The sequence below is a fragment of the Shewanella sp. 1311 genome, assembly GCF_059338235.1.
Window position 1 is genome coordinate 2,797,405 of the sequence record NZ_CM181686.1, and the last position, 24,928, is coordinate 2,822,332.

General features: G+C 48.1%; 23 protein-coding genes. 8 read left to right on the forward strand and 15 right to left on the reverse strand.

Features of this window, described 5'->3' with window-relative positions; translation table 11 throughout:
* Positions 1–94: 94 nt before the first annotated feature.
* Positions 95–2,059: an LTA synthase family protein gene (locus AC5YB3_RS12575; RefSeq protein WP_494525429.1), complete on the forward strand. Its 1,965-nt coding sequence runs from the start codon at positions 95–97 to the stop codon at positions 2,057–2,059.
* Between the two features lie 99 nt (positions 2,060–2,158).
* Here AC5YB3_RS12575 and AC5YB3_RS12580 read toward each other — a convergent pair whose 3' ends face one another.
* Together AC5YB3_RS12580 and bioH are read right to left on the reverse strand one after the other, a co-directional pair.
* Positions 2,159–2,716, reverse strand: coding sequence for a hypothetical protein (locus AC5YB3_RS12580; protein WP_268649961.1), 558 nt, complete (start codon positions 2,714–2,716; stop codon positions 2,159–2,161).
* Positions 2,717–2,777: 61 nt separating this feature from the next.
* On the reverse strand, positions 2,778–3,572 hold the full coding sequence (bioH, locus tag AC5YB3_RS12585) for a pimeloyl-ACP methyl ester esterase BioH (RefSeq protein WP_494525430.1): 795 nt from the start codon (positions 3,570–3,572) through the stop codon (positions 2,778–2,780).
* A 32-nt stretch (positions 3,573–3,604) separates the two neighbouring features.
* Here bioH and AC5YB3_RS12590 point away from each other — a divergent pair, with 32 nt between their 5' ends.
* Positions 3,605–4,396 (forward strand): ComF family protein, encoded by a 792-nt coding sequence (locus AC5YB3_RS12590; RefSeq protein WP_494525431.1) that lies wholly within the window; start codon positions 3,605–3,607, stop codon positions 4,394–4,396.
* A gap of 241 nt (positions 4,397–4,637) precedes the next feature.
* Positions 4,638–5,216 (forward strand): Fe-S biogenesis protein NfuA, encoded by a 579-nt coding sequence (gene nfuA, locus AC5YB3_RS12595; protein ID WP_006079591.1) that lies wholly within the window; start codon positions 4,638–4,640, stop codon positions 5,214–5,216.
* An 84-nt stretch (positions 5,217–5,300) separates the two neighbouring features.
* On the opposite strand, the gene AC5YB3_RS12600 is transcribed toward nfuA, so the two are convergent.
* Together AC5YB3_RS12600 and AC5YB3_RS12605 are read right to left on the reverse strand one after the other, a co-directional pair.
* Positions 5,301–7,238, reverse strand: a complete 1,938-nt coding sequence (locus AC5YB3_RS12600; RefSeq protein ID WP_494525432.1) for an alpha/beta hydrolase family protein — start codon at positions 7,236–7,238, stop codon at positions 5,301–5,303.
* 80 nt (positions 7,239–7,318) lie between these two features.
* Positions 7,319–8,686 (reverse strand): MATE family efflux transporter, encoded by a 1,368-nt coding sequence (locus tag AC5YB3_RS12605; RefSeq protein WP_494525433.1) that lies wholly within the window; start codon positions 8,684–8,686, stop codon positions 7,319–7,321.
* Positions 8,687–8,708: 22 nt separating this feature from the next.
* On the opposite strand from AC5YB3_RS12605, the gene AC5YB3_RS12610 reads away from it, so the two are divergent.
* Positions 8,709–9,755, forward strand: coding sequence for a polysaccharide deacetylase family protein (locus AC5YB3_RS12610; RefSeq protein WP_494525434.1), 1,047 nt, complete (start codon positions 8,709–8,711; stop codon positions 9,753–9,755).
* On the opposite strand, the gene AC5YB3_RS12615 is transcribed toward AC5YB3_RS12610, so the two are convergent.
* From AC5YB3_RS12615 to AC5YB3_RS12635, 5 genes are all read right to left on the reverse strand, one after another.
* Positions 9,756–10,388: an SCO family protein gene (locus AC5YB3_RS12615; protein WP_311905481.1), complete on the reverse strand. Its 633-nt coding sequence runs from the start codon at positions 10,386–10,388 to the stop codon at positions 9,756–9,758.
* A 47-nt stretch (positions 10,389–10,435) separates the two neighbouring features.
* A complete protein-coding gene (gene cyoE / locus AC5YB3_RS12620; protein ID WP_259577512.1) occupies positions 10,436–11,341 on the reverse strand; it encodes a heme o synthase in 906 nt (301 codons plus the stop codon).
* A 14-nt stretch (positions 11,342–11,355) separates the two neighbouring features.
* Complete coding sequence (locus AC5YB3_RS12625) at positions 11,356–12,333, reverse strand: COX15/CtaA family protein (protein ID WP_259577511.1); 978 nt, start codon at positions 12,331–12,333, stop codon at positions 11,356–11,358.
* A complete protein-coding gene (locus AC5YB3_RS12630; RefSeq protein WP_494525435.1) occupies positions 12,333–12,878 on the reverse strand; it encodes a redox-active disulfide-containing membrane protein in 546 nt (181 codons plus the stop codon). Before AC5YB3_RS12630 ends, AC5YB3_RS12625 begins: the two co-directional genes overlap by 1 nt.
* Before the next feature lie 91 nt (positions 12,879–12,969).
* A complete protein-coding gene (locus AC5YB3_RS12635) occupies positions 12,970–13,734 on the reverse strand; it encodes an SURF1 family protein (RefSeq protein ID WP_494525436.1) in 765 nt (254 codons plus the stop codon).
* Here AC5YB3_RS12635 and AC5YB3_RS12640 point away from each other — a divergent pair.
* Positions 13,733–13,951 carry a DUF2909 family protein gene (locus AC5YB3_RS12640; RefSeq protein ID WP_014620547.1) on the forward strand — a complete coding sequence of 73 codons (219 nt, stop codon included), beginning with the start codon at positions 13,733–13,735 and terminating at the stop codon, positions 13,949–13,951. The two genes, AC5YB3_RS12635 and AC5YB3_RS12640, sit on opposite strands and share 2 nt — an antisense overlap.
* Positions 13,952–13,955: 4 nt before the next feature.
* On the opposite strand, the gene AC5YB3_RS12645 is transcribed toward AC5YB3_RS12640, so the two are convergent.
* The 6 genes from AC5YB3_RS12645 to lexA form a co-directional block, all read right to left on the reverse strand.
* Positions 13,956–14,831, reverse strand: coding sequence for a cytochrome c oxidase subunit 3 (locus AC5YB3_RS12645; RefSeq protein ID WP_006079601.1), 876 nt, complete (start codon positions 14,829–14,831; stop codon positions 13,956–13,958).
* Positions 14,828–15,409: a cytochrome c oxidase assembly protein gene (locus tag AC5YB3_RS12650; protein ID WP_259577507.1), complete on the reverse strand. Its 582-nt coding sequence runs from the start codon at positions 15,407–15,409 to the stop codon at positions 14,828–14,830. Before AC5YB3_RS12650 ends, AC5YB3_RS12645 begins: the two co-directional genes overlap by 4 nt.
* A 1-nt stretch (position 15,410) precedes the next feature.
* Positions 15,411–17,003: a cytochrome c oxidase subunit I gene (gene ctaD / locus AC5YB3_RS12655; protein WP_006084616.1), complete on the reverse strand. Its 1,593-nt coding sequence runs from the start codon at positions 17,001–17,003 to the stop codon at positions 15,411–15,413.
* Between the two features lie 9 nt (positions 17,004–17,012).
* Positions 17,013–18,569, reverse strand: coding sequence for a cytochrome c oxidase subunit II (gene coxB, locus AC5YB3_RS12660; RefSeq protein ID WP_494525437.1), 1,557 nt, complete (start codon positions 18,567–18,569; stop codon positions 17,013–17,015).
* 402 nt (positions 18,570–18,971) lie between these two features.
* Positions 18,972–19,484: a cell division inhibitor SulA gene (locus AC5YB3_RS12665; protein WP_006079607.1), complete on the reverse strand. Its 513-nt coding sequence runs from the start codon at positions 19,482–19,484 to the stop codon at positions 18,972–18,974.
* Positions 19,481–20,101: a transcriptional repressor LexA gene (gene lexA / locus AC5YB3_RS12670; protein WP_006084613.1), complete on the reverse strand. Its 621-nt coding sequence runs from the start codon at positions 20,099–20,101 to the stop codon at positions 19,481–19,483. Before lexA ends, AC5YB3_RS12665 begins: the two co-directional genes overlap by 4 nt.
* 160 nt (positions 20,102–20,261) lie before the next feature.
* On the opposite strand from lexA, the gene plsB reads away from it, so the two are divergent.
* From plsB to AC5YB3_RS12685, 3 genes are all read left to right on the forward strand, one after another.
* Positions 20,262–22,685, forward strand: a complete 2,424-nt coding sequence (gene plsB / locus AC5YB3_RS12675) for a glycerol-3-phosphate 1-O-acyltransferase PlsB (protein ID WP_006079610.1) — start codon at positions 20,262–20,264, stop codon at positions 22,683–22,685.
* On the forward strand, positions 22,685–23,941 hold the full coding sequence (gene mtr, locus AC5YB3_RS12680; RefSeq protein WP_012588833.1) for a tryptophan permease: 1,257 nt from the start codon (positions 22,685–22,687) through the stop codon (positions 23,939–23,941). The genes plsB and mtr overlap by 1 nt, the downstream gene beginning before the upstream one ends.
* A gap of 149 nt (positions 23,942–24,090) precedes the next feature.
* The gene (locus AC5YB3_RS12685; RefSeq protein ID WP_494527185.1) at positions 24,091–24,864 is read left to right on the forward strand and encodes a VOC family protein; all 774 of its coding nucleotides are present in this window, start codon (positions 24,091–24,093) and stop codon (positions 24,862–24,864) included.
* The last annotated feature ends 64 nt before the right edge of the window (positions 24,865–24,928 follow it).

A 24,928-nucleotide genomic window follows, 5' to 3' on the forward strand; every position in this document is an offset into this window, starting at 1 on the left:
GCAAAATCGGTTGTCATAGCACAGCTTATTCATCGATTTTTTTCAAATTGACACTCCAACGCTGAGTGGCTCTTTATACGTTTTGGGGTAACACATGCAATCTGGTTTATCACCTCGCGGGCACAACAATGCCCATGGGCCTTTCCGCGCCATCTTTATTTTCTCGCTATTAGTGCTTTTTATTGTCACCGCGAGCCGTATCGCTTTAGGGCTGTGGCAAGCCGATCGCGTGGCCGCTGTGGATGGTTGGTCGCATCTCTTAATCCAAGGTTTACGCGTCGATATCGCTACCCTGTGCTGGTTATGGGGTATTGCTGCCTTAGGAACCGCATTGTTTTCGGGTGATCATTTTATTGGCCGTCTGTGGCAGCCGATTTTACGGGTGTGGTTAACTGTCGGTCTGTGGATCATCCTCTTTTTAGAAGCATCGACCCCTGCGTTTATTGAAGAATACGGTATTCGCCCGAATCGCCTGTATGTGGAATATCTGATCTACCCGAAAGAAGTGCTTTCTATGCTGTGGGCGGGTCGCAAACTTGAGCTGATCTTCTCCGTGCTATTAACTATCGGTACGCTTTGGGGCGGTTGGGTGTTAAGCGGTAAGCTCACTAAAAATCTACGTTTCCCGCGCTGGTACTGGCGTCCTGTATTGGCAGTGCTTGTTATCGCCATGACGTTATTAGGTGCGCGTTCAACCTTAGGCCATAGACCGATTAACCCTGCTATGGTGGCGTTTGCCGACGATCCATTAGTGAACTCTTTAGTCATCAACTCAGCCTATTCATTAGTGTTTGCCATCAAGCAGATGGGCAGTGAAGAAGATGCCTCTAAAGTGTATGGCAAGTTAGATAACGCTGAGATTATTGCGACCATAAGACAGGAAAGTGGTCGTCCTGAAAGTGCATTTACCTCAACAGATATCCCATCGCTAAGCTTTAACCAAGCCAGTTATACCGGAAAGCCAAAGAACTTAGTGATCCTACTACAAGAGAGTTTAGGCGCACGTTTTGTAGGGAGTTTAGGTGGTTTACCGCTGACTCCGAATATCGATGCCTTATCCAAAGAAGGTTGGTATTTCGATAATTTGTACGCCACTGGTACTCGTTCAGTGCGCGGGATAGAAGCTGTAACGACAGGCTTTACCCCGACGCCAGCTCGTGCTGTGGTGAAACTGGGTAAGAGCCAAGTTGGCTTCTTCAGCATAGCTGAATTACTTAAAAATCATGGTTATACCACGCAGTTTATCTATGGTGGTGAGAGCCATTTCGACAATATGCGTAGCTTCTTTTTGGGCAACGGCTTTAGTGACATCATAGATCAGAAAGATTATAAATCTCCGGCCTTTGTGGGCTCGTGGGGCGCCTCTGATGAAGACTTAATGCGCAAAGCGAATAGTGAGTTTGAGCGTCTGCACAGCGAAGGTAAGCCTTTCTTTAGTTTAGTGTTTAGCTCGAGTAACCACGATCCATTCGAATTCCCTGATGATCGTATCGAGCAGTACGAGCAACCTAAGCAAACCCGCAACAATGCGGCGAAATATGCCGATTATGCGATTGGTGAGTTTTTTAAACTCGCGAAAAATGCGGACTACTGGAAAGACACGATTTTTATCGTGGTTGCCGACCATGACAGCCGAGTGGGTGGCGCGGATCTGGTGCCAGTGTCACGTTTTCGTATTCCGGGTTTAATCCTTGGGGATAATTTAGCGCCAAAACGCGATCATCGCATTGTGAGCCAAATTGATTTACCGCCAACACTTCTATCATTGATTGGTATTTCAGACTCTTATCCTATGCTGGGCCGAGATTTGACCCAGGTCAGCGATGATTGGCCTGGACGCGCGTTAATGCAATACGATAAAAACTTTGCCCTGATGGAAGGTAAAGATGTAGTGATCCTGCAGCCAGAAAAAGCGGCTCAAGGTTTCGAATACAATGAAAAAACTGAGCAGTTAACGCCTTATGCGCCAGCTGCGGCAGCGTTAGAGAAGAAAGCCTTAAGTTGGGCATTATGGGGCAGCTTAGCCTATCAGCAAGAGCTGTATCGTTTGCCTAAATAAGCGTTAAACAGCATAAAAAATGCCGCTATTTTTAGCGGCATTTTTGTTTATCATTCATGTTAATTTTGTGCGCAAACGGATTCATACGATTAGAATAGGTTAAATCCACGTCGACATAATAGATTCTTGCTCTGGCTGAGTCTGTTGTTGATAGAACTGACCAATGCGTTGTCCAAGCTGTTGATAAAATTGAGTCGATTCACCTTGAAGCGATTGACGCGCCGCACTGCTGGTATTCGCTTTGGCGTTACTGCTGGCATAATTTGCCGCACCTTGACTGACCTTTAAGCGGATATCCTTACGTTGCAGCGCCGCTTGACCGCGTGCGGCAATTTTTAGCGTCTTAGGTAAAACTCGCTCGGCCACCACAAGGGGGGCTTTTTTCTCTTGTTGCTGTTGGCTTTGTTGCTGCGAGGATTGCTGTTGCTGCTGTTTTTCTTGAACTTGTTGCTGATTATTCTCGAGCGTTTTGGTTTGTTGCTGAGTTTGATCTGCTGTGCGTTCATTCTGCGAATTAAAGGCACGTTCTTCATGGCCTTTAGTGGCAGCTTGTGGGGGAATGACCACAGGTTTCAGTTGGTTGTCGACCCGAGCCGAGTCCGTTGCGACATTACTGGTCGCTAGTGGGACTTGGGGGTAGTTACTGACAACTAACATGGAAAATTCCTTGGTGCACTAATGGTTAAATACTAGTCATTAATCGCTCAAAGATAAAGCGTTAGCGTGTCTGTAACGCTAACCAAGGCATAAATATCTGCAAAAACTCCTGTTGATGGGAAATAAACGGCGCATGGGAGGCTTTGGCTAGCATCACATCTTCAATTTGCGGCGTGATTGGCATCTTAGGTTGTACGCGTTTGGGGACGAGTCCATCGAGTCGGCCCCAAATTCTAAGCCAAGGTTGCTGTAACCCTGTTAGTTGTTGCCTTAAGTCGATGTCGGTCAGCATAGTCAGACCTTGAGTTAAGGCTCTGGCATCGGGTAATGGACGCGCAAGCACAAGATCGCGCAGCCGTTTGATATCTTCCTTGGCGGTTTCGCTGCCCATGGCTTGAATCGCCAAAAATCTCTCAATGGTTTTAGGTAAATTTTGGCCGAGTTGTTCTCTAAATTGACTCAGTACTAGGGGGGGAATGCCCGGCCATGCTTCATCCTCTCTCGCCATAAAGCAGGGGGATGAAGCGATAGTGATCAAGCCTTTGATTTTTTGTGGATAACTCAGTGCTGCCTGAGTCGCCACGAGCCCACCGAGTGACCAGCCGGCCCAAATAGCGTGTTCTGGTAATGCGGCGACTAAGGCATCGACCCAAGCTAATAGAACACCTTCCACCATCTGACTATGGCCGAAGCCCGGCAAGTCGACATAGTGCACCCTATACTGAGACAGTGACTCATGTAATGGTGTAAACACAGCGCTATTGACTCCCCAACCGTGAAGCATCACCAGATCTGGCCCTTGGCCTCTGATTTCAATATGCAAATTTGCGTGGTTTGTGGATGTCACTTGGCTCACTTGAGTGCCTCAAAAATGGATTAGGTGAAGGTATGTCGCGCTTTGTTAAAAGGATTTGGCCGCCATCCGCTTGGCGGATAGTGCGTTTAGGCTATCAACTCAGCACAAGGTGGTTGGCGGGCAGTTTACCTAACCGTTGCCTGCTGTGCCACCAATCCATACCTATCCCCGAGACGGGCATTTGCATCGTTTGTCTTCAATCTGGCTTATATCATGGACCTATTTGCTTAGGCTGCGGTAAGTCGATGCAAATCGAGGTTGATTATTGCGGGGAATGCCAAAAGCGTCAGCCGCGTAAAGTCGTTGCCCCCTGCAGTTACCATCAAGGTTTAGGTGCTTGGATCGGCGCGATTAAATATCAGGGGCAACTTGCCGCTTTACCTGTGCTATGCCGCGCCTTAGTGGCGCGAATAAAGCTATTAGAACAGCAAGGATTAATCACCTTGCCGCAAGCTATAGTGCCAGTCCCATTGCATCCAAAACGCTTGCAACAACGGGGGGTTAATCAGGCGTGGTTAATTGCCCATGAGTTATCACAGCTCTTGCAACTGCCATTAGTGAGCGAAGGATTAACGCGCCAGCAAGACACTCGGCCGCAGGCCGGACTTTCAGGTGCACAGCGACGACGCAACTTACACGATGCCTTTATGTTAGCGGATGATTTTGCGTTCCAGCGTATTGCACTGGTGGATGATGTGGTCACGACAGGCACCACAGTCTCTGAAATTGCCCGCTTATTCGAAGCGCGATACGTGCATGTGCAGGTATGGTGTTTGGCAAGGGCAGAGGCGCCAGGCTTGTTGGATGATCTCGATAATGAATGAGAAGCATGTATATAGCGTCTTGGAATGTCCACTCAAGTGACTGTCTTAGTTGCATTATTCGATTTTAATGCGCTAAGCTTTTATCGTTTAAACAGCCTAAATGACCCAGTCAAATCGTGATCGCTATGGCAAAAATCCACAAACTTGCTACCCAAGGGACTACAAAGCAAAGGTGAGTCGGAGTATCATACGGCTAATTCTTACTAAAACACTCAGGTATCCCCTGACGGAGCAGGTTTTCATGATTACCATTTCCGATGCGGCTCAAGCCCATTTTGTTAAGTTGTTAGCAGATCAACCTGAAGGCACTCATATTCGCGTATTTGTGATCAGTCCAGGAACCTCGCAAGCCGAGTGTGGTGTGTCTTATTGTCCACCGGATGCAGTAGAAAGTGATGATATTGAAATCGAGTTCACTGGCTTCAATGCTATGGTCGATGAGAAGAGTGCACCTTTCCTTGAAGATGCCACTATCGATTTTGTGACTGACCAATTAGGTTCACAACTCACGCTCAAAGCTCCTAACGCAAAAATGCGTAAAGTGTCTGGTGATGCACCTTTAGTCGAGCGTATCGAATACGTGATCCAATCTGAGATCAACCCTCAGTTAGCCGGCCATGGTGGTAATATCATGCTGGTTGAAATCACTAAAGAAGGCGTAGCTGTACTGCAGTTCGGCGGTGGTTGTAACGGTTGTTCTCAAGTTGATATCACCCTGAAGGATGGTATCGAGAAACAACTGTTAGACATGTTCCCAGGTGAGTTGACTGGCGTACGTGACGTGACAGATCACCAACATGGTGAGCATTCTTACGCTTAATCTTGTTTGTTGAGCTGAATAAAAAACGCGACCTCTGAGTCGCGTTTTTTATATTTGGCATTCGCTTAAAGTGCTGCTGTTCAGTTATAACTTAGGGTTGAGATTATCAGCTAAGAACTTATCTAAGGCTTTAAACGTCGCGAGTCTGTTGTCGTTATTGCTCAAGTAATGATCGCCATTTTCCAGCTCAATATACTCCACTGGTTTTTTCAGTGATTTGAGTTCGTCATACATTTCTCGGCTATGTTGAACCTTAACCACTCTGTCCTTATCGCCATGTAGCAGTAATACTGGGATGTTAATTTTATCGGCTTTACTGATCGGCGAGCGTTCATAGAGCGCATCAAAGTCATCCCCTATTTGCTCTTTAACCACTTTGTAGTTAGTAAATCTTCGGCTCGATTTCACTAGATAGGCCACATCGGTGACACCCGCTACACTCACGGCGCAGCGGTAGAGATCGGGAGTCATGGCAGCCCCCATTAAGGCCGCGTAACCACCATAGCTAGCCCCAACAATACAAATACGTTTAGGATCGCTAATCCCTTGATCTATTAAGTAGCGAGTCCCGTCTTCGACGTCATTTTGCATTTCGAGTCCCCAGCTTTTTAGGCCAGCTTTCATAAACTCATAGCCGTAACCTGCCGAGCCCCTGAAGTTCATCCGAAATACCGCATAACCACGATTAGCGAAGAACTGTGCCCAGTAGTCGAAGTCGTTGCTGTCGTAACTGATGGGGCCGCCATGGGGTAAAATAATCGTCGGCAGTTGCTTGGCTTCAAGCCCTTTTGGCACGGTTAGGTAAGCATCGATTTTGAGCTTATCCCTTGCTTCATAAGTTAAATATTGGGTATCGGCGAGGAGTTCACTCTTGAGTCTGCCGTATCGGTTAGCGATTGGATAAAGCGTTTTTTCGTCCCTATCGCCAAAATAGTAAGTGCCGGGCTCGGTCGAGCTAGTGGAATACACTATGTAGCGGCGTTCATCGGTACTGAACTGAGTAATATAGTTATGTGCATTGGGTAACACGGCTTTTAGGCCATTTTGTAGGCCCACATATTCTTTTTCCCAAAAGGTGTATTCTTCGCCGTCACCTTCACTGATACCAATCACTTTTTTCTTCAGTTTCGAATAGAGTAAATTACCTTCAACGTCAGTATCTTCATTTGCGTAGACTAACTCTTTTGTAAGCTTAGGATCGGTCAGATTGACTTTAAATATGGCTTCGAAACCTTGGTGATAGGCGCGAACGTAAAGAATATTGGGGTCAGCATCAAAACCTAATGGCCAAACACTGTCTTCTGAAAAGGCTTTAAAGGTCCAAAGTAAACGTGAATCTCTCTTTTGCTCGGCCTGTTCATAAATGCGGTACTCAGTATCATCGTTATAGATAGAAATACGGACCTTGTGTTGCCTGTCAGTAATCCAACTGATGATCTTCTTTTTAGCATTTTGGGTGTAACTGGATTTACCCTGCGCTAAATTGACTTTCAGTACACTATCTTCGCCTACGTTTTCGCCCATTCCGTCTAATGACAGTAAAATATTGTCGGGATCATCTGCCATCAGATCGATAATTTGCCCCTGATGTTGCGGTATCCAATTGAGACGATCTAAGACACTTCGCGGAAGAACACTCGAGGTTTTTTTTGTGGTCAAATCATACTTAACAAGGCGGGTTTCGGTTGTCGGTGTACCGTAACGGTTAGCCGGAAACTTAGCACTGATCAGTAAGATATTATCGTTTGCCCACTGCAGAGACAGGATGACAAATTTTTGATTATCCGTATGCAGTGGAATGCTTTTTTCGCCTGTTTCTATATCTTGGATACTAACGACAGTACCTTTGATTTTGGCTTGGTCGACGCGTACAACCGATGCGAGTTTTTTGCCGTTAGGCGAGAGCTGTACAGAGCTCACATCTGGGATGCTGGCAAAGGCTTCAACGGGTAATTGTGGCGCTGTGTCGGCAACGGCATGGTTGCATAGCCACAGGAAAAGCAGCGGTAAAATCCTTTTCATTATAGAATCACATCTTTGTTACAATTGTAAAATCAACATCATAGTGATTTTGATATTTGTAAGCTACTGTCTTTACAGATTTAATTATTCAAAAAGTCTTTGCTGAAATAATAGTGCCCCGCAAGCGTTAGGCTTCTGGCGATCATAAAGATACTCATGGCGGCCCAAAGGGCGTGGTTACCTTGCTCAGGCAATAATAGCTGCTGCAGCAAATACCATGTCGGGAAAAATGCACCGAAGGTGGCGAGTATCATGCTATTGCGCATCACTTTGCCTTTAGCGGCACCGATATAAACCCCGTCGAATAAATACGAGCTAAAAGACCATAAAGGCAAAAATATCAGCCAGATAAGATAGGTCTGTGCTGTGGCTCTGACCTCATTAATGCTGGTCAGTAACGCGATAATATTACTGCCCAAAAGACTGAATACAGCGCAGAACCCTAACGCAGTAATGGCCGACCAGCTCCAGGCTAAGATCACTGCTTCCCGTAATTGCTCCGCCTGTTTTTGGCCATAGGCTCGGCCGACTTCTGCCTCGGCATAATAGGCAATGCCATCGAGTGCATAGGAGATTAACAGCAGTAAATTCAGTAACACGGCATTGGCGGCAACGGTATTATCACCCAGACCCGCACCATGAAAAGTCATAAAGGCAAAGGCCGCTTGCAGGCAGAGGCTACGGATAAAAATATCTGTGTTGAGCCTCAGTAATTTGCCGTACCCCGTCAGGGTGACATGGGGTAATAGCTGGGATAAGTGAAAATCGGCTTCGCGCTTGAGTTGCTGTAACACCATAGTGAGTGCGACTGAGAAAGCGGTGATATCGGCAAAGACTGAGGCGAGGGCAGCGCCTTTAACGCCCCAGCCTAAGCCGAGGACAAACACCACATCGAGAATAATATTGGCAAGGTTGGCTAATATCAGCTGCCACATGGCGGCTTTAGGTTGCTGACGTCCCAATAGCCAGCCAAGCATTACGAGGTTGAGTAGGGCGAAGGGCGTTGACCAAATTCGTACCTGAAAATACTCGCGGCAATAGCGCTCGACTTCGCTACTCGCTTCGGATAATCCTAGCGCTAAATTTAATATCGGGACTTGCAGCACGATAACACCAGCGCCCAATAACACAGCTAGCATAGCGCCTTGGACTAAGAGTTTATGCTGGGCGTGAAGATCATTTGCACCATAAGCCTGCGCGACTAAACCTGTGGTCGCCATACGCAAAAATCCCAATAACCAAATGATTAATGTGATAATCGTTGACCCGACAGCGACTCCCCCTAAATAATAGGCTTCACTCAGATGACCTATGACAGCCGTATCGACTAAGCCCAAAAGTGGGATAGTGATATTGGAGAGTATCATCGGCAGGGCAAGCGCCAGTAATTGACGATTTTTCGCGCCGTTAAGCATTAGGTCGAGCCAAGTTGATTTAGCAGTATTCATTAATTTCAGAGGTGTTCACATTATGGTTAAACGTGTGCTGTTGGCACTCATAGGGCTAATGACGTTTTCTGCCCATGCCGTGGTCATTCTGCAATATCACCATGTGTCAGAAACCACTCCGGCGGCCACAAGCGTGACGCCCGCGCAATTTCGTGAGCAAATGCAGTTTCTAGCCGATGATGGCTTTAAGGTGATCCCGCTTTCTCAGGTAGTTGAAGCGATAAAGCAAAAACAAGATTTACCGGCGAAAACAGTCGCAATTACCTTCGACGATGGTTATCGCAGCATAGCCACTACGGCGCATCCTATCCTAAAGGAATTTGGATTTCCCTACACCTTGTTTGTGGCAATTGAGCCGATTAAACAAAAGTTTACCGAGATGATGACTTGGGATGAGCTGATAACGCTATCCAAGGAAGGCGCCGATATTGCTAACCACAGTTGGGCGCACGAACATTTGATCCGTGTCTTAGAAAATGAATCACAGGCGCAATGGTTAGCGCGGGTAAAGGCCAATATCTTAGATACAGAAAAAGCCATTTTGGATGCCACAGGGCACAATTTCAAAATGCTGGCTTATCCCTACGGTGAGTACAATCAAGCTTTGCAGAATCTGTTAACCGAGAACGGCTTTGTCGCCTTGGGGCAACAATCGGGTGCCGCTGGGCCCTATTCGCCGTTAACGGCGCTGCCGCGTTTCCCTGTTGCAGGACAATATGCTGATTTAAAAAGCCTTAAGGCCAAGCTATACAGTCTAAATATGCCTGTGATTGCGCAGAGTCCTAGCGATCCTGAGTTAAAGGGCGGCCATTGGCGCCCAGAGCTTAAAGTCACCCTCGATATGAGCGATATCTCAGCTAAGCAAGTGATGTGTTATATCCAAGGCCAAGGTTCAAAACAGCCGACTTGGTTGAGTGAGAACGAGTTTAGTGTTCAAGCGGATTTAGCCTTACCTGCGGGGCGTTCGCGTTACAACTGCACTGCGCCGAGTAAGGCGCGCAACGGTTACTATTGGTTTTCTCAGCCTTGGGTGAGGCCAAAGGACGATGGCTCTTGGGTCAAAGAGTGATCAACGTCTAGGTTTGTATTGCGCCACTATTTTTCTAAAATCGCTAATCATTTCATCATTTAACACCTGCGGCGGTTTGCCTAATGCGGCCGTAGGTTTAAACACTGCGACTCGCGTTCCCTGCGGCGACACCAACACATAACCCGCACTATGGTCGACTTGGTAGTTTTCCCCTTCACCGACCATGGCATAGGTCAGTCCTAAGCTGCGGGTGAGCGGGAAGATTTGTGTCTGCTCGCCCGTGACCGCTTTAAATTCTGGATTGAAAAAATTCACATATGTCAGGAGTTTATCCGGTGTGTCCCTTTTGGGGTCGACGGATAAAAACACCACCTGCAATGGCGCAATTTTGTTTAGATCGGGGTAAGCCGCCGCGAGTTTATTTAAGGTCGTCGGGCAAACATCGGGGCAAAAGGTAAAACCGATAAAGAATAAGCTCCATTTCCCCTGCAAGCTGGCGTTGGTAAAAGCCTGCTGATGTTGATCAACCAATTCAAAGGGCGCTAATTCATAGGCCTGCGGAAACAGAAAGCCGCTCTCTAGCTCGATAGGTTTCGGGGGATTAAATTTCACCGCAAATAGGCCCCCAAGGCCGATCAATAATATGGCGATGACTAAAATTCTTTTCTGCATTATTGGCTCCATAACGACATGTTAGCGCGACAAACGAGTTGCATACACTAGTTCCACAAATAGTGGTCGAGCAGTAATGCCATGAATAACAACATCAAATGATATATAGAGAAGCGGAACACTTGCATCGCCAAGCCATCATGATCCCGATATTTAAGTTGCCATGCTTTATAGATAAATCCGCTACTGAGTAAACTAGAGCAGACGAAATACACGGGCCCACACATGCCAACCAGCACAGGTAATAGGCAAGCAATCGCCAGCAATACTGTGTAAAGCAGAATACAGGTTTTAGTAAACTCGACACCGTGGGTAACCGGCAGCATAGGAATATCCACTTTGGCATATTCGGCGCGTCTGTGAATGGCCAGAGCCCAAAAATGTGGCGGCGTCCACGTAAAAATGATGATCACTAACAACAGTGCATGGCCGTGAAATTCGTTCGTCACTGCCGTCCATCCCAGCAAGGGTGGCATGGCTCCCGCAAGGCCGCCGATCACAATATTTTGTGATGTTGCACGTTTTAAATAGGCAGTATAAACCAAGGCATAACCAATCAAACTGGCAAAGGTCAGCCAAGCCGTGAGTGGATTCACTAAGGAATATAAGACGATAAAGCCAAAACTACCTAAGCTGGCAGCGAAAATTAACGCGCGCGTGGCCGAAATACGCCCTTTGGGTAGTGGGCGATTGTAGGTGCGTGCCATTAAGCCATCGATACGGCGATCGATCAGATGATTCAACGCCGCCGCCGAGCCCGCCATCATGGCAATGCCCAGCATACCAGCGAGCAAAGGTTGAACGGGCACCGCATTGGGCACGGCCAAACACATGCCGACTAAGACAGTGAGCAGCATCAGTGCGACCACTTTAGGTTTGGTCATTTCAAAATAGGCGCGCCATGTCACGCTGAACGTGGGTAGGCTACTGGTGATTGAGAGTGGTTTTGCCATCTTGGATCCCTCGCTTATGCTTTGCGCCATAAAAAATAGTTGATTGCGACTAAGGTCAGCAGCAGTAATGCCGCCCCGCCATTGTGAGACACGGCAATGCCGAGTGGTAAATGCATCACTACGTTAGAAATACCTAAGCTCACTTGTAGGATCACTAGCCCTACCAATAAGAGGCTTAAGGCCCTCATCCCAGCAGCGCCAACAAATAATCGATAGGCGAGCACGAGTAATAAACTCGCGGTAACGATAGCGCCAATTCGGTGGGCGATGTGGATAGTCATACGGGCTGGGTAATCGAGCACTCCAAATTCGAAACTGTGGTGTTGGCCTTGGAATGGCGAAAAAGCTTCCGCTATTGCCAAATTATCCACCCAGTTGCCTTCGCAAATGGGTAAAGCGGTGCAGGCGAGCGCCGCATAATTAGATGATGTCCAAGCGCCCAACATAATCTGACCTACAAGGACTAACAAGCTCACCAGCGCCAGCGGTGCCAGATTGCGGGCATGGGTTTCGCTATTAAAGATCCGCCGTGGTCGGGTTCGCAAATAGAGGAGTAACAGCAGTGAAATAAGGCTGAAGCCACCAATAAGATGCGACATCACCACTATGGGCATGAGTTTCATCGTCACTGTCCACATGCCGAGTGCCGCTTGAAAGAGGATCAATAACACTATGATGAGCGGCAATTTTTTCGGTGCTTCCGGCGTTTTCAAACACAGCACTAAGATGAATAACACCAGTAAGCCAAGTCCGCCGGCGATATATCTGTGGATCATCTCCAGCCAAGCTTTTTCTGGGTGGATATCGTGATCTGGGAAGATGGTTTGTGCATGGGCGATTTCATGGTCTTGGGTGGGCACCTTGATATGGCCGTAGCAACCCGGCCAGTCGGGACAGCCAAGCCCCGCATCCGATAGGCGAGTGTAAGCGCCCATTAAGATCACCAACAAGGTAAAGACTAAGGTTAAGCGTAGGACCCAAGTTAGCTGCATCAATCTACCCTCGACAGTTTTAACAACTTACGCAGATCCGCAACCAAGGCCTTGCCTTGAGCTAAATGGGCTTCTTTGCCCTGCACTTGGGGATAGCGCAGCACTAAGCTGCCTAAGGGATCGACTATGATCAGCTGCTGTTCATCTAGCCAATGGCTTAAGCCAGCATTGGCGGGACGTGTGTTGAAGTGAAAGGCACTTAAAGCATTGAGATCGCTGTCGGGATGGGTGAGGATCAGCGGTTCGACTCGTGCCTGATCTGGCCCTAAAGCAGTGTGGCTTTGGCGTAAAATATACAGGCGTTCGCGGCAAGCATCGTCGCATTGGGCGGGTAGTAAATATAGCAGTTGCCATTCTTTGGGATTGGGATTCTCAATCCCAAGGCTGGCATAACTGGTCTCAGGATTGATCAGCTCGCCATGATTAGTGGCGCCGCCGTGGTATAAATTCAGGCTCAGCACTAGCTTGGCTATCACCACGGGCGCGATAAACGCCAGCAACAATAAGCCCAATGCCTTGTGTTTCGATTTATTCTGGGAGTTCATGCTTGCTCCTCTCATTCAAATTATCCCTAATTTATTGTTTTATATTTATTTAGTTTTTATTTGTGTCTTGTTAAGTATGGTACGAATTTCCCTATTCGCTCCTTGAGTTTGCGATTGTTTCGGTACTATGGCGTTTTACATACTTAATCCCTTGCCACAGCATGAGCCCAGCGAACACGGCCGCCATTGAGAACCACTGCAGCGCATAACCCCAATGTTTTTGCGCCGACAGTGGGAAGGGTTGCCAAGGATGCGGCAAGGCGAGGGCGGGTAGCTCATCCGGTTGCAGCACTGCATCTAGTAAAGGGTGGCCTAACATCTGCGCCATTTCCGGTATATTCAAATTCTGAAAGCGAATACTTGTCCCCGTTTCTGCCATTAAAGCCTGGCTCAAGGGATTGATTTGCTTTTGATAAAGCCGACCTTCGATATTCAATTCACCGCTAAGTGGGCTGATGTGGGGCAACTCATCACGGTGGGAACTGGCTGCGACAAAACCTAATTCGACCAGTACCCAAGGTTGACCCGCTGCCACTTGCAGGGGCTGAAAGGCTAAATAGCCCACTTGGCCCTGATAGATTTGATTATCCAGTAGCCATATTTGCGAGTTCGCGGGTATGGCGTGCACATGCAGTCGATAACCTGTCACCCCTTCCTTATCGATTTTGAGTTGGAGCTGCTCAAAACTTAATGGCAGCAAGGATTGTCTTGCCTCCATTTGGGCTAACAGCATGGTTTTTTCTTCGCCGCGGGCTAATTGCCATAGACCCAACTTGACCAACATCACGAATACAGCCACAGTCAATATCAGTAAAAAAACCGTTAATTTATTCAGCAGGACATAAGGATATTGCATGAATACCCTATTCATTTTTAAATTGGTCTTAGTTCTGCTGTTGCTGTTCATCATTTTTAATCTAGGTAGAGCCTTGTTTATTATGGTGAGAGGTGACAACCAAGTGCCTATGAGCCGTTATCTTGGTCGCCGGGTGATTTTCTCGGTACTCGTTATTCTGTTGCTGCTGGTGGCCTTAGGGACTGGGTTAATCAGCCCCAATCCCACGCCTTACTAAAGCCTTAAAGTACGTAGACGAAAATAAACAAACACAGCCAGACCACATCGACAAAGTGCCAATACCAACTCCCCGCTTGGAAAGCAAAATGTTTATCTGCGCTAAAGTGCCCCTTCAACACTCTGAAAAACAACACTAATAAAAACAGAGTGCCGAGCGAGACATGCATGCCGTGAAAGCCAGTTAAGAGGAAGAAGGTGTTGCCATAAACCCCTGAGGTCAGGGTGAGCCCCATTTCATGGTAGGCATGCATATATTCTTCGGCCTGCAAGGCAAGGAAACCCATACCCAAAAGTATGGTGATCCCGAGCCACAGTGTGATGGCCGAGCGCTTGCCTTTCTCTAGGCTGACATGGGCAAAATGTAAGGTGACTGAGGAGGTCAGCAGCACGATAGTGTTGATTAACGGCAGGCCATTCCAAGGCATCGCTTCGGTTTTGGTGCCATCTGGCGTAGTGAGCAACGGCCAAACGGCTTCGAATTGTGGCCAGAGTACTTCGTGGGTCATGGCATTATTGGAGGCGCCACCGAGCCAAGGCACTGCGACCATGCGAGCATAAAATAACGCTCCAAAAAATGCGCCGAAGAACATCACTTCCGAAAAAATAAACCAGCTCATGCCTTGGCGAAAGGATCTATCCATTTGGTGCGAATAAAGCCCAGTCATAGATTCGTTGATCACGGTTCTAAACCAGCCAACCAGCATAAAGAGGATCACGGCGATACCCGCTAGCAGGATATAACCGCCACCTGATGCGCCTGATTTTAGTTGATGGACAAAGTGCCCTGCACCCAAGGCGATTAGAAACAATCCTATAGCGCCAATGATGGGCCAAGCACTTTGGGCGGGAACATAGTAATTTTCATGTTTTGTGGTCATTTTGCAGCTCCTTGCTCTATGGCAGACGCTAACTGCTTGTCGGTAATGTCGTAGAGGGTGTAAGAGAGGGTCAGAGTGTGGATGGATTCAGGTAACTGAGGATCCACAAAGAAAATGAGCGGCAACTCAGCGCTGGTCGAAGCCGCTAAGTGCTGTTGATTAAAGCAAAAACATTCTGTTTTATTAAAATATGCCGCACCTTGGCCGGGTGATATTGAAGGTATCGCCTGACCAACTGTGGCTCTGTCTGACACATTGCGTGCCAAAAATGCTGTGTGTATCAGCTCGCCGGGGTGGACTTCGAGCCGCTTGGTTTGCGGCTCAAATTTCCACGGCATACCCGTTTGCACTTGGGAGATAAATTCTACGGTGACAACACGGCTAGTATCGACGGTTATCGCTTGATAACTACTGGCAGTATTTGAGGTTTTACCGTTAATCCCTAGCTTCTCACACAGCACATCGTATAGCGGCACCAGCGCGAACCCAAAACCAAACATACCAATACAGCCCATGACGAGCATGCTGATAAGCTTTCGATTTGACTTAGGTTTTTCTGGCTGGTGATGGTTCGTCATTTCATTTCACCTCAGGTGGTGTCGTGAAGGAGTGGTAAGGCGCTGGGCTTGGCAATGTCCACTCTAAACCCTCGGAACCTTCCCAAGGTTTAGCGGGGGCTTTCTCGCCGCCACGGATGCACTTGATGACTAACACTAAGAAAATCAATTGCGATAAGCCGAAGGCGAAGCCACCAATCGAAACGATTTGATTAACATCGGCAAATTGAATCGAGTAATCGGGGATACGTCTTGGCATACCTGCGAGCCCAAGGAAATGCATCGGGAAAAACAGTACGTTGACCGAAATCACCGAACACCAGAAATGCCATTGCCCCAGTCGCTCGTTGTACATGTGCCCCGTCCATTTAGGGAGCCAGTAATAGGCTGCCGCCATGATGGAGAAAATCGCCCCAGTCACGAGCACATAATGGAAATGCGCCACCACAAAGTAGGTGTCGTGGTATTGGAAGTCGGCTGGCGTAATGGCGAGCATTAACCCCGAAAACCCGCCAATGGTGAAGAGTATGATAAAGGCCACGGCGAACAACATAGGGGTTTCGAAGCTGAGTGAACCACGCCACATAGTCGCGACCCAGTTAAACACTTTCACCCCCGTTGGCACCGCAATCAACATAGTGCAATACATGAAGAACAGCTCGGCAAACACTGGCATGCCTGTAGTGAACATGTGGTGCGCCCACACGAGGAACGACAGAATTGCAATACTGGCAGTGGCATAAACCATTGATGCATAGCCAAATAATGGTTTGCGGCTGAAGGCGGGTACTATGGCGGAGATAATGCCAAAGGACGGCAAAATCATGATGTAGACCTCAGGGTGGCCGAAGAACCAGAAAATATGCTGGAACATCACAGGATCGCCACCACCTGCCGCTTCGAAGAAGCTAGTACCGAAAAACTTATCGGTCAGTACCATAGTCACAGCGCCCGCAAGTACGGGCATCACAGCGATCAGCAGGAATGCAGTGATAAGCCAAGTCCACACAAACAGCGGCAACTTCATCCATGTCATGCCGGGCGCACGTAAATTCACTATGGTTACAATCACGTTGATTGCGCCCATGATCGAACTTATCCCCATGATATGAATAGAGAACACGAAGAGTGCCGTGCTGTCAGGACTATAAGTGGTAGACAGTGGCGCGTAGAAGGTCCAACCAAAGTTAGGTCCGCCGCCTTCCATAAACAGCGAACTGAGTAGGATGGTAAAGGCGAAGGGTAAGATCCAAAAACTCCAGTTATTCATCCGTGGCAGCGCCATATCGGGCGCACCAATCATCATAGGGATCAGCCAGTTTGCTAGCCCAGTAAAGGCGGGCATTACCGCGCCGAATACCATGATCAGCCCATGGACTGTGGTCATTTGGTTAAAGAAGTTGGGCTCGACCAATTGTAATCCGGGCTGAAACAGTTCAGCGCGGATCACCATGGCCATAGCGCCACCGGTTAAAAACATAATGAAGCTGAACCATAAATACAAAGTACCAATGTCTTTATGGTTGGTGGTTAGCACCCAGCGCATGATGCCCTTTGGCGCACCATGATGATGGTCATCATGGGCTGCGGTTTGATCTTGAGTCGTTGTGCTCATCATAATCCCCTACTGTCCATGGCTTGCGATATCAGCAGGTTGCACTGTATCGCCGGTATTGTTGCCCCAAGCATTGCGCTCATAGGTAATGACTGCTGCGAGTTGCTGTGGGCTGAGTTGTTTGCCAAATGCTTGCATAGCCGTGCCTGTTTTGCCGTGCATCACAATATCGAGATGATTGGCGACGGGCCCAGTGGCGATAGCACTGCCAGCGAGGGCGGGGAAGGCGGGTGGTATGCCTGCTCCCGTCAACTGATGGCAGGCCGCACAAGTGGTGGTGTAGACAGTTTCACCTTCGGCCATCAGTGCCTCATGGGTGAGAGTGGGGAGGCTCGCCGGATCCACTATGGTTGTGGAGTCGACAACTGCTGCGGGCTCAGTTGTAGGTGCGGGAGTTGGGGTCGTATTGGCTGGTGCGGTAGCAGGTGCCTGTGTGCCTGCACTACCGTTCATGTGCTCGTTGACGTCTTTGGCCTGTACAGCATCGCCAGTATTATTGCCCCAAGCATTACGCTCATAGGTAATCACAGCGGCAATTTCTTGTGCAGTCAATTGCTTACTAAAGGCTTGCATAGCCGTACCCGTTTTACCGTTGAGCACAATTTCAAGGTGGCCGCTGAGCGGTCCCGTTGCTATCGGACTGCCTTTGAGGTGTGGGAATACGCCTTGTAACCCCTCGCCATTGGGCTGGTGGCAGGCTGCGCAGTGCCCGAGGTAAACTTGCTCACCTTGGGTCATCAGATCATCTTTGCTAAGGGTCTGTGATAAAGCGGCTTGAGCGGCTTCTGCCGCCGCGCCTGCGGCTTGTTTCTGCTCCGTTACCCAAGCTTCAAACTCGGCTTCGGGTAAGGCTTGCACTACGATCGGCATAAAACCATGGTCTTTACCGCAGAGTTCGGCGCATTGACCACGGTAAATACCGGGTTTGTCGATGCGAGTCCAAGCCTCATTGATAAATCCTGGGTTGGCATCTTTCTTCACGGCAAAAGCAGGTACCCACCATGAATGGATGACATCTTCAGAGGTCATCAAAAATCGGATTTTGCGATTTATCGGCAGTACGAGCGGCTTATCGACTTCCAATAGGTAGTGTTCACCCTTGGTTTCGGTACCGTCGATTTGGGCTCTAGGGGTTGCGAGTATGCTGTAAAAATCAATGTCTTGATCGAAATAGCTGTAATGCCATTTCCATTGGGAACCCGTGACTTTAACGGTCAGATCGGCGTCACTGGGATCTTCCATCGCAATTAAGGTTTTTGTCGCAGGAATCGCCATTAAGATCAAAATGATAAATGGCAGAATCGTCCAAGCGATTTCAACTTTAGTGCTTTCGTGAAAGTGGGACGCGACAGCGCCTTTGGATTTTCTGTGGTTGATCATGGCGTAAATCATCACGCCAAAGACCACAAGGCCAATGGCGCAGCAGATATACAAGATGGTCATGTGCAAGTGATAAACCTTGCCACTGATCTCGGTTACGCCAGGGGTCATGTTGAACCGCATGTCCGCGGCGGCCAACGGTGGTGCGAATAACACCACGAGTAAACAATACAACAATTGCTTCACAAGACTTCTCCTCTGCCAATTGCGAATAGCAACTACAAAGAAGAGCAACACAGTAAGTCTCAACTCTATGCAAACTCTTCAGTTCCCAAAAAAGCTTTTTTGACTTCAACGTGCGTTGGCGGCTGTTACTTTTAATTAAGTATTATTACTGCTGGTATTAGCCACGCTGGCACATACGACTGAAATAAATCTGTTCTCTATTTTTAGTGGCATTTTGAACGCGATAACGGCTCGATTTATTTGCCACGGGCGGCGATATATCATCGCCGACTAAACCAACCATACTTGCTGTTTAAATATTGATCAAGATCACTTATTTATCTAATTGTCTGAAAAATTGCCAAAAAAAAGCCTCACATTCATAGGCGAGGCGGCTTTCAAGGTAAAAAATTAAATGAATATTTAATGCACAGCGCTAAAAAAAGATTGTTGGCCGAAGAGGCTACCTTGCTCAATGCGTACGTCGCCATGTAAGTGACTGTTTACGTCTTCTAGCACTATGCCCATGGCGCGGGCACTTTTAGCGACAATTTGCAGGCGACGATTATCGCGTGCATCTAATGATTGGGTCCAAGTAATAACCGCACTGGACGTACCACTTGTTAAGGCTTTTTCCATCGCCCACAGGGTTTCCACTTCATCTTTCGCGTGCACCAGCAAGACTCTATCCATACGCACGCCAGCGTTGGCGAGCATTTGTTTGTAGCCAATACTCGGCGGGTTGATGAGCACTAACCAACGGCCCTGTTGGCTTAACTGGGCGAGTTGCGCGCTCAGATGAATTAATTCTTGGCGACCTTGAGTCTTCGTTGGCATGCAGGCGATAGGTGCATGGTGCCAGTCATAGTCGGCATCACGTACTTCATCGAGCCACAAGCCCGGGTGGCGGGGTGCATTGCCAAGTAGTTTGTTCATAGCCAATCTCCATTACGGATCACACCGACGGCGAGTCCTTCAATTGTTAAACTTTGATAGCCTAAATCCACTTTAATCGGGGAATAGTCTTCATTTTCGGCGTGTAGATAGACCACATTACCTTTTTTTTCGAAACGTTTAACAGTGACATCGTCGTCGACTCTAGCGACAACCACTTGACCATTTCTAGCTTGTTGTACTTTATGAACTGCCAGCAAATCTCCTTCGAGAATGCCGATATTCTTCATGCTGTCGCCTTTAACCCGCAGTAAAAAATCGGCGGCGGGATGAAACATGCTGGGGTCGACTTGGTAGTACTGTTCAACATGTTCTTGGGCGAGAATAGGTTCGCCAGCGGCTACTTGACCGATAAGCGGTAAACCTGTTTCAGTTACTTCTTCGACTTCCGCAGTCAGACGAATGCCCCGCGATGTGCCTGGCATGATCTCAATGCAGCCCTTTTTCGCCAACGCTTTAAGATGCTCTTCAGCCGCATTGGCGCTCTTAAAACCTAAACGGGTCGCGATTTCTGCCCGAGTGGGTGGCATGCCAGTATCGGCAATATTTCGTTTAATTAGCTCTAAAATTTCAGCTTGGCGTGGCGTCAAAGGTCTCATGGTGTTTCCTGTTTTTCTATACAGTTACTGTTAGTATATACAGTATTATTTGCAGCGCAAGTATTAACCACTTTTTAGCTATGTTGGAGAGAATTAGCGAATATTACCCATAGTCTGGTATTCTACCGGGCTAGTAAACGTACTTAATTGCATAAGAATAATGCCTAAACACGACTCTCTTTGGTTGAAATCATTACGCTGGATCCAAAAACACTTAGTGCACACTATTGTTGTGCCTCAGGATCCCTTTGCCGATCTGAATCTGGATGCCTCCAGACCCCTTGCTTATGTGATGAAAACGGAATCGCTGAGTGACATCGCTGCCCTGAGTGAAATAACGGCTAAGTTAGGACTACCGAGCCCCTATGAGCCTTTAGTGGCAAATGGTGTGATTGCGCCTCGGGTTGTCTGCCTTCAAGGGCGTAAGCCGCTGTTTGGTGAGCGTGCCGGTAACGAGCCTTTCCTCGAATGCTTTATGCGTTTGTTGGCCGTGCATAAGGAGCGCCCTGAATTAGACATTCAACTGGTGCCCGTGAGCCTGTATTGGGGCCGCACGCCAGGGAAAGAAGACGACACTATGAAGGCGGCTGTGTTTGAGCGGGAAAACCCGACTTGGCTGCGCAAATGCTTGATGATTCTATTCTTAGGTCGACATAACTTCGTACAGTTTTCAAATGCGGTATCTCTGCGATACATGGCCGACGAACACGGCACTGACATGGGGATTGCCCATAAATTAGCGCGGGTCGCGCGGGTGCATTTCCGCCGTCAACGTAAGGTGATGACAGGGCCTGTGCTGCCAAATCGCCAAGCATTGTTTCATTCGCTGCTCAAATCTGAGTCGTTGCGTAAAGCGATTCAAGAAGAAGCGGCCAACAAAAAGATTTCTGAGACCCAAGCGCGCGAGACGGCTATTGAGTACCTTGATGAAATCGCTGCAGATTACTCAGATAGTTTAGTGCGTATTGCCGAGCGTTTTTTAACTTGGTTGTGGAACAAGCTTTACAGCGGGATCAACATTAAAGGCGCCGAGCAAGTTCGCCAGTTGCACCATGATGGCCACGAGATTGTCTATGTACCTTGTCATCGCAGCCACATGGATTACCTGCTGTTATCGTATATTTTGTACTATCAAGGTATGGTTCCGCCGCACATTGCCGCAGGTATTAACCTCAACTTCTGGCCCGCTGGACCTATGTTCCGTCGCGGTGGTGCCTTCTTTATCCGCCGTAGTTTTAATGGCAACAAGCTGTATACCGCAGTATTCCGTGAGTATTTAGATCAACTGTTTGCTAAAGGTTATTCGGTGGAATATTTCTCCGAAGGCGGCCGCTCACGTACGGGTCGTCTATTGGCGCCAAAAACCGGCATGATTGCTATGACTATGAACAGTGTGCTGCGCGGTATCGAGCGTCCAGTCACGCTAGTGCCTGTGTATTTAGGCTATGACCATGTGATGGAAGTGGCGACGTACCATAAAGAGTTAAGTGGTAAGAAAAAGAAAAAAGAATCTGTGTGGCAAGTGTTTGGCGCGATCCGCAAACTGGGTAATTTCGGTCAAGGTTATGTGAACTTTGGCGAGCCTATAACCCTGCAAAACTTCTTAAATGAGCGCGCGCCAAACTGGCGTACTGAGTTGGCCGATGATCCTGAGCAAAAACCAAGCTGGTTAACGCCAGCGGTAAACGTGCTGGCGAATCGAGTGATGACGAATATTAACGATGCGGCGGCGGCGAGTTCGGTGACCTTGACGAGTTTAGTGTTGCTGGCGACAGATCAAAATGCCTTAGAGCGCAGTCTGTTGGAACGTCAGCTTGATCTGTATCTGACCCTACTCAAAAAAGTGCCTTACACTACTTATACTTCGGTTGCCGAAGGTGATGGTAAGCATTTAGTGCAGCAAGGTTTAGAGCTGAACAAGTTTGTTGTGTGTGCCGATCCTTTAGGTGAAATCGTGTCTATCGAGGCGAGTCAGGCAGTGTCTATGACTTACTATCGTAATAATATCATTCACTTATTTATCGTGCCGTCCTTAATTGCGAGTTGTTTAACGCATAATGAGCAAATCCCGCGTCAGCAAGTGGTGTCAATCGTTGCCGATTTTTATCCACTGCTGAAAGCCGAACTCTTCATGGGCATTAAGGATGTACCTGCCTATGTCAATCAAGTGCTGGATTTCTTCATTGAGCAAGGGTTAGTGGTTGAGACTGATACCTTAACTGTCGTGCCTGAACACACTAGCCAACTATTATTGTTAGCCAGTTCAGTAAGCGAGACTCTGCAACGCTATGCCATTATCTTCAATCTGTTAGCGAACAGACCTAAGATGGAGCGCTCAGAACTTGAGTCTGAGAGTCATCTACTCGCCCAGCGTTTAGGCGCTTTGCATGGCATTACCGCGCCAGAGTTCTACGATAAGAAACTTTACGGCACCTTGAGCGTTAAGCTCAAAGAATTGGGATATCTAGCGGATAACCAAGATAAGTCCAATATCAATCGCATACGAGATCAAGCCAATAGCTTATTACGTCCGTCAGTGAAACAAACGATAGTGGCGAGTGTCACCGCGGAGCACACAGTTTAATGGCAAATCATATGAATGCGGCTAAGCATAAGCCCGCAGGTAAGTCCTTGCTCGGCGGCGCCATGATTATTGCTGGCACGACCGTAGGTGCTGGGATGTTTTCTCTGCCCGTGGTCGGTGCAGGTATGTGGTTTGGCTATTCGATTTTAATGTTATTGGGCATTTGGTTTTGCATGTTGATGTCGGGCTTATTGCTGCTCGAAACCAATTTGCATTTCGAACCGGGTGCTAGCTTCGATACTTTAAGCAAGCAAACCCTAGGGCAGTTTTGGCGGATAGTGAACGGCGTTTCTATCGCTTTCGTGCTGTATATTTTGACTTATGCCTATATCAGCGGTGGTGGCTCGATTGTGAATCACAGCTTGCAGGGCATGGGAATTGAGTTACCGCAAAGTGTTGCTGGGCTGGTGTTTGCCATAGTGTTGGCTAGTATCGTATTGATCAGCACTAAGGCCGTGGATCGCATTACCACGATTATGCTCGGCGGTATGATCATTACCTTCTTCCTTGCAATCGGCAATTTACTGATCGAAATCGACGTGACTAAGTTGCTCGAGCCCGATGGTAATAATAGCTTTTCACCTTATCTGTGGGCGGCGCTACCCTTTGGTCTTGCCAGCTTTGGCTACCATGGTAACGTTCCCAGCTTAGTGAAGTATTACGGCAAAGATTCCACCACCATTATCAAGGCTATTTTCGTCGGCACCTTTATCGCGCTGGTGATTTATGCCTGTTGGTTAGTGGCGACTATGGGCAATATTCCCCGCAGCCAGTTTATCGACATTATTGCCCAAGGCGGCAATATGGGGGTCTTGGTGGGCGCTTTGTCCGAGGTGATGGCGAGTAGCTGGTTGAACAGTATGTTGACCCTGTTTGCTAACTTGGCCGTGGCTTCATCTTTCTTAGGGGTGACCTTAGGTCTGTTTGATTATCTCGCCGACTTGTTTGGTTTTGACGATTCGCGCTCGGGCCGGATGAAAACCGCGTTAGTGACCTTTGTGCCGCCGACGATTTTAGGATTACTGTTCCCCGACGGCTTCTTAGTGGCGATTGGCTTTGCGGCATTAGCGGCGACAGTGTGGGCGGTAATCGTCCCGGCGCTGATGGCCTATAAATCACGGCAGTTATTCCCCGAGAGCACAGGTTTTAGAGTGATAGGCGGTACGCCGCTGATTATTCTTGTGGTGTTATTTGGCATAGTCACGGGTGCTTGTCATCTGCTCGCGATGGCAAATTTACTGCCGCAATATTCCTAATTTGTTTCGATGATTTAAGCCCTCTGCGAGAGGGCTTTTTTGTATTTAGCGATTGAGTTTTAATCCTGCAGATCTTTTTTATCTCGACACTGGACAGAAGTACGAACTCAGACTTAACTCGAATGATTGTAAAAACGAAGGAGCAAATGATGAAAATTACTCAGTACGCACAAGGACATGCATGTTGGGTTGAACTCGCAAGCCACGATTGGCAAGCTGCTAAGGCATTCTACCAAGCGTTATTTGGTTGGGACTCAGTTGACATGCCGATCCCAGAAGGTCATTTTTCGCTATTCAATTTAGCGGGGGATGATTTAGGTGCCATGTACCAAATCCCCGAGTCAGAGTCGCAGATCCCTAGCCATTGGCGAGTCTACTTTGCCGTTGATGATATGGATGCCAGCATTGCAGCGATTCAAGATGTGGGTGGCCAAGTGCACATGGGGCCGCACATTGTTGCTGACGCGGGCGTGATGGCGCAGGTGAGCGATCCACAAGGCGCACGTTTTGCGCTGTGGCAAGCGAAGAATCATATCGGTGCTCGCCGTCAGGGTGAACTCAATACCCTTTGCTGGGTTGAGCTGGCTTGCAGAGAGCCGCGCGCTGAAGAAGCCTTTTACTGCAAAATATTCCCTTGGACTAACTCGCCCAGCGACATGCCGGACATCGAATATTCTGAGTGGCAAGTTGATGGTCAATCCATCGGCGGCATGATGACCATCATGCCCGAATGGGGTGATATCTCTCCCCATTGGCTGCTTTATTTTGCAGTAGCCGATTGCGATGCATTTGCAGAAAAAGCCCAAGCGTTAGGCGCGCAAGTGTGTATTCCACCCAGTGATATTCCCGATGTGGGCAGATTCTCTGTAATAGCCGACGCCCAAGGCGCCACCTTTGCGGTGATCAAGCTTAATCAGATTTAAGGCCATATTTAGGACGAGTCACATTTAAGATTAAAAACGGCGACACTTAGTCGCCATTTTTATT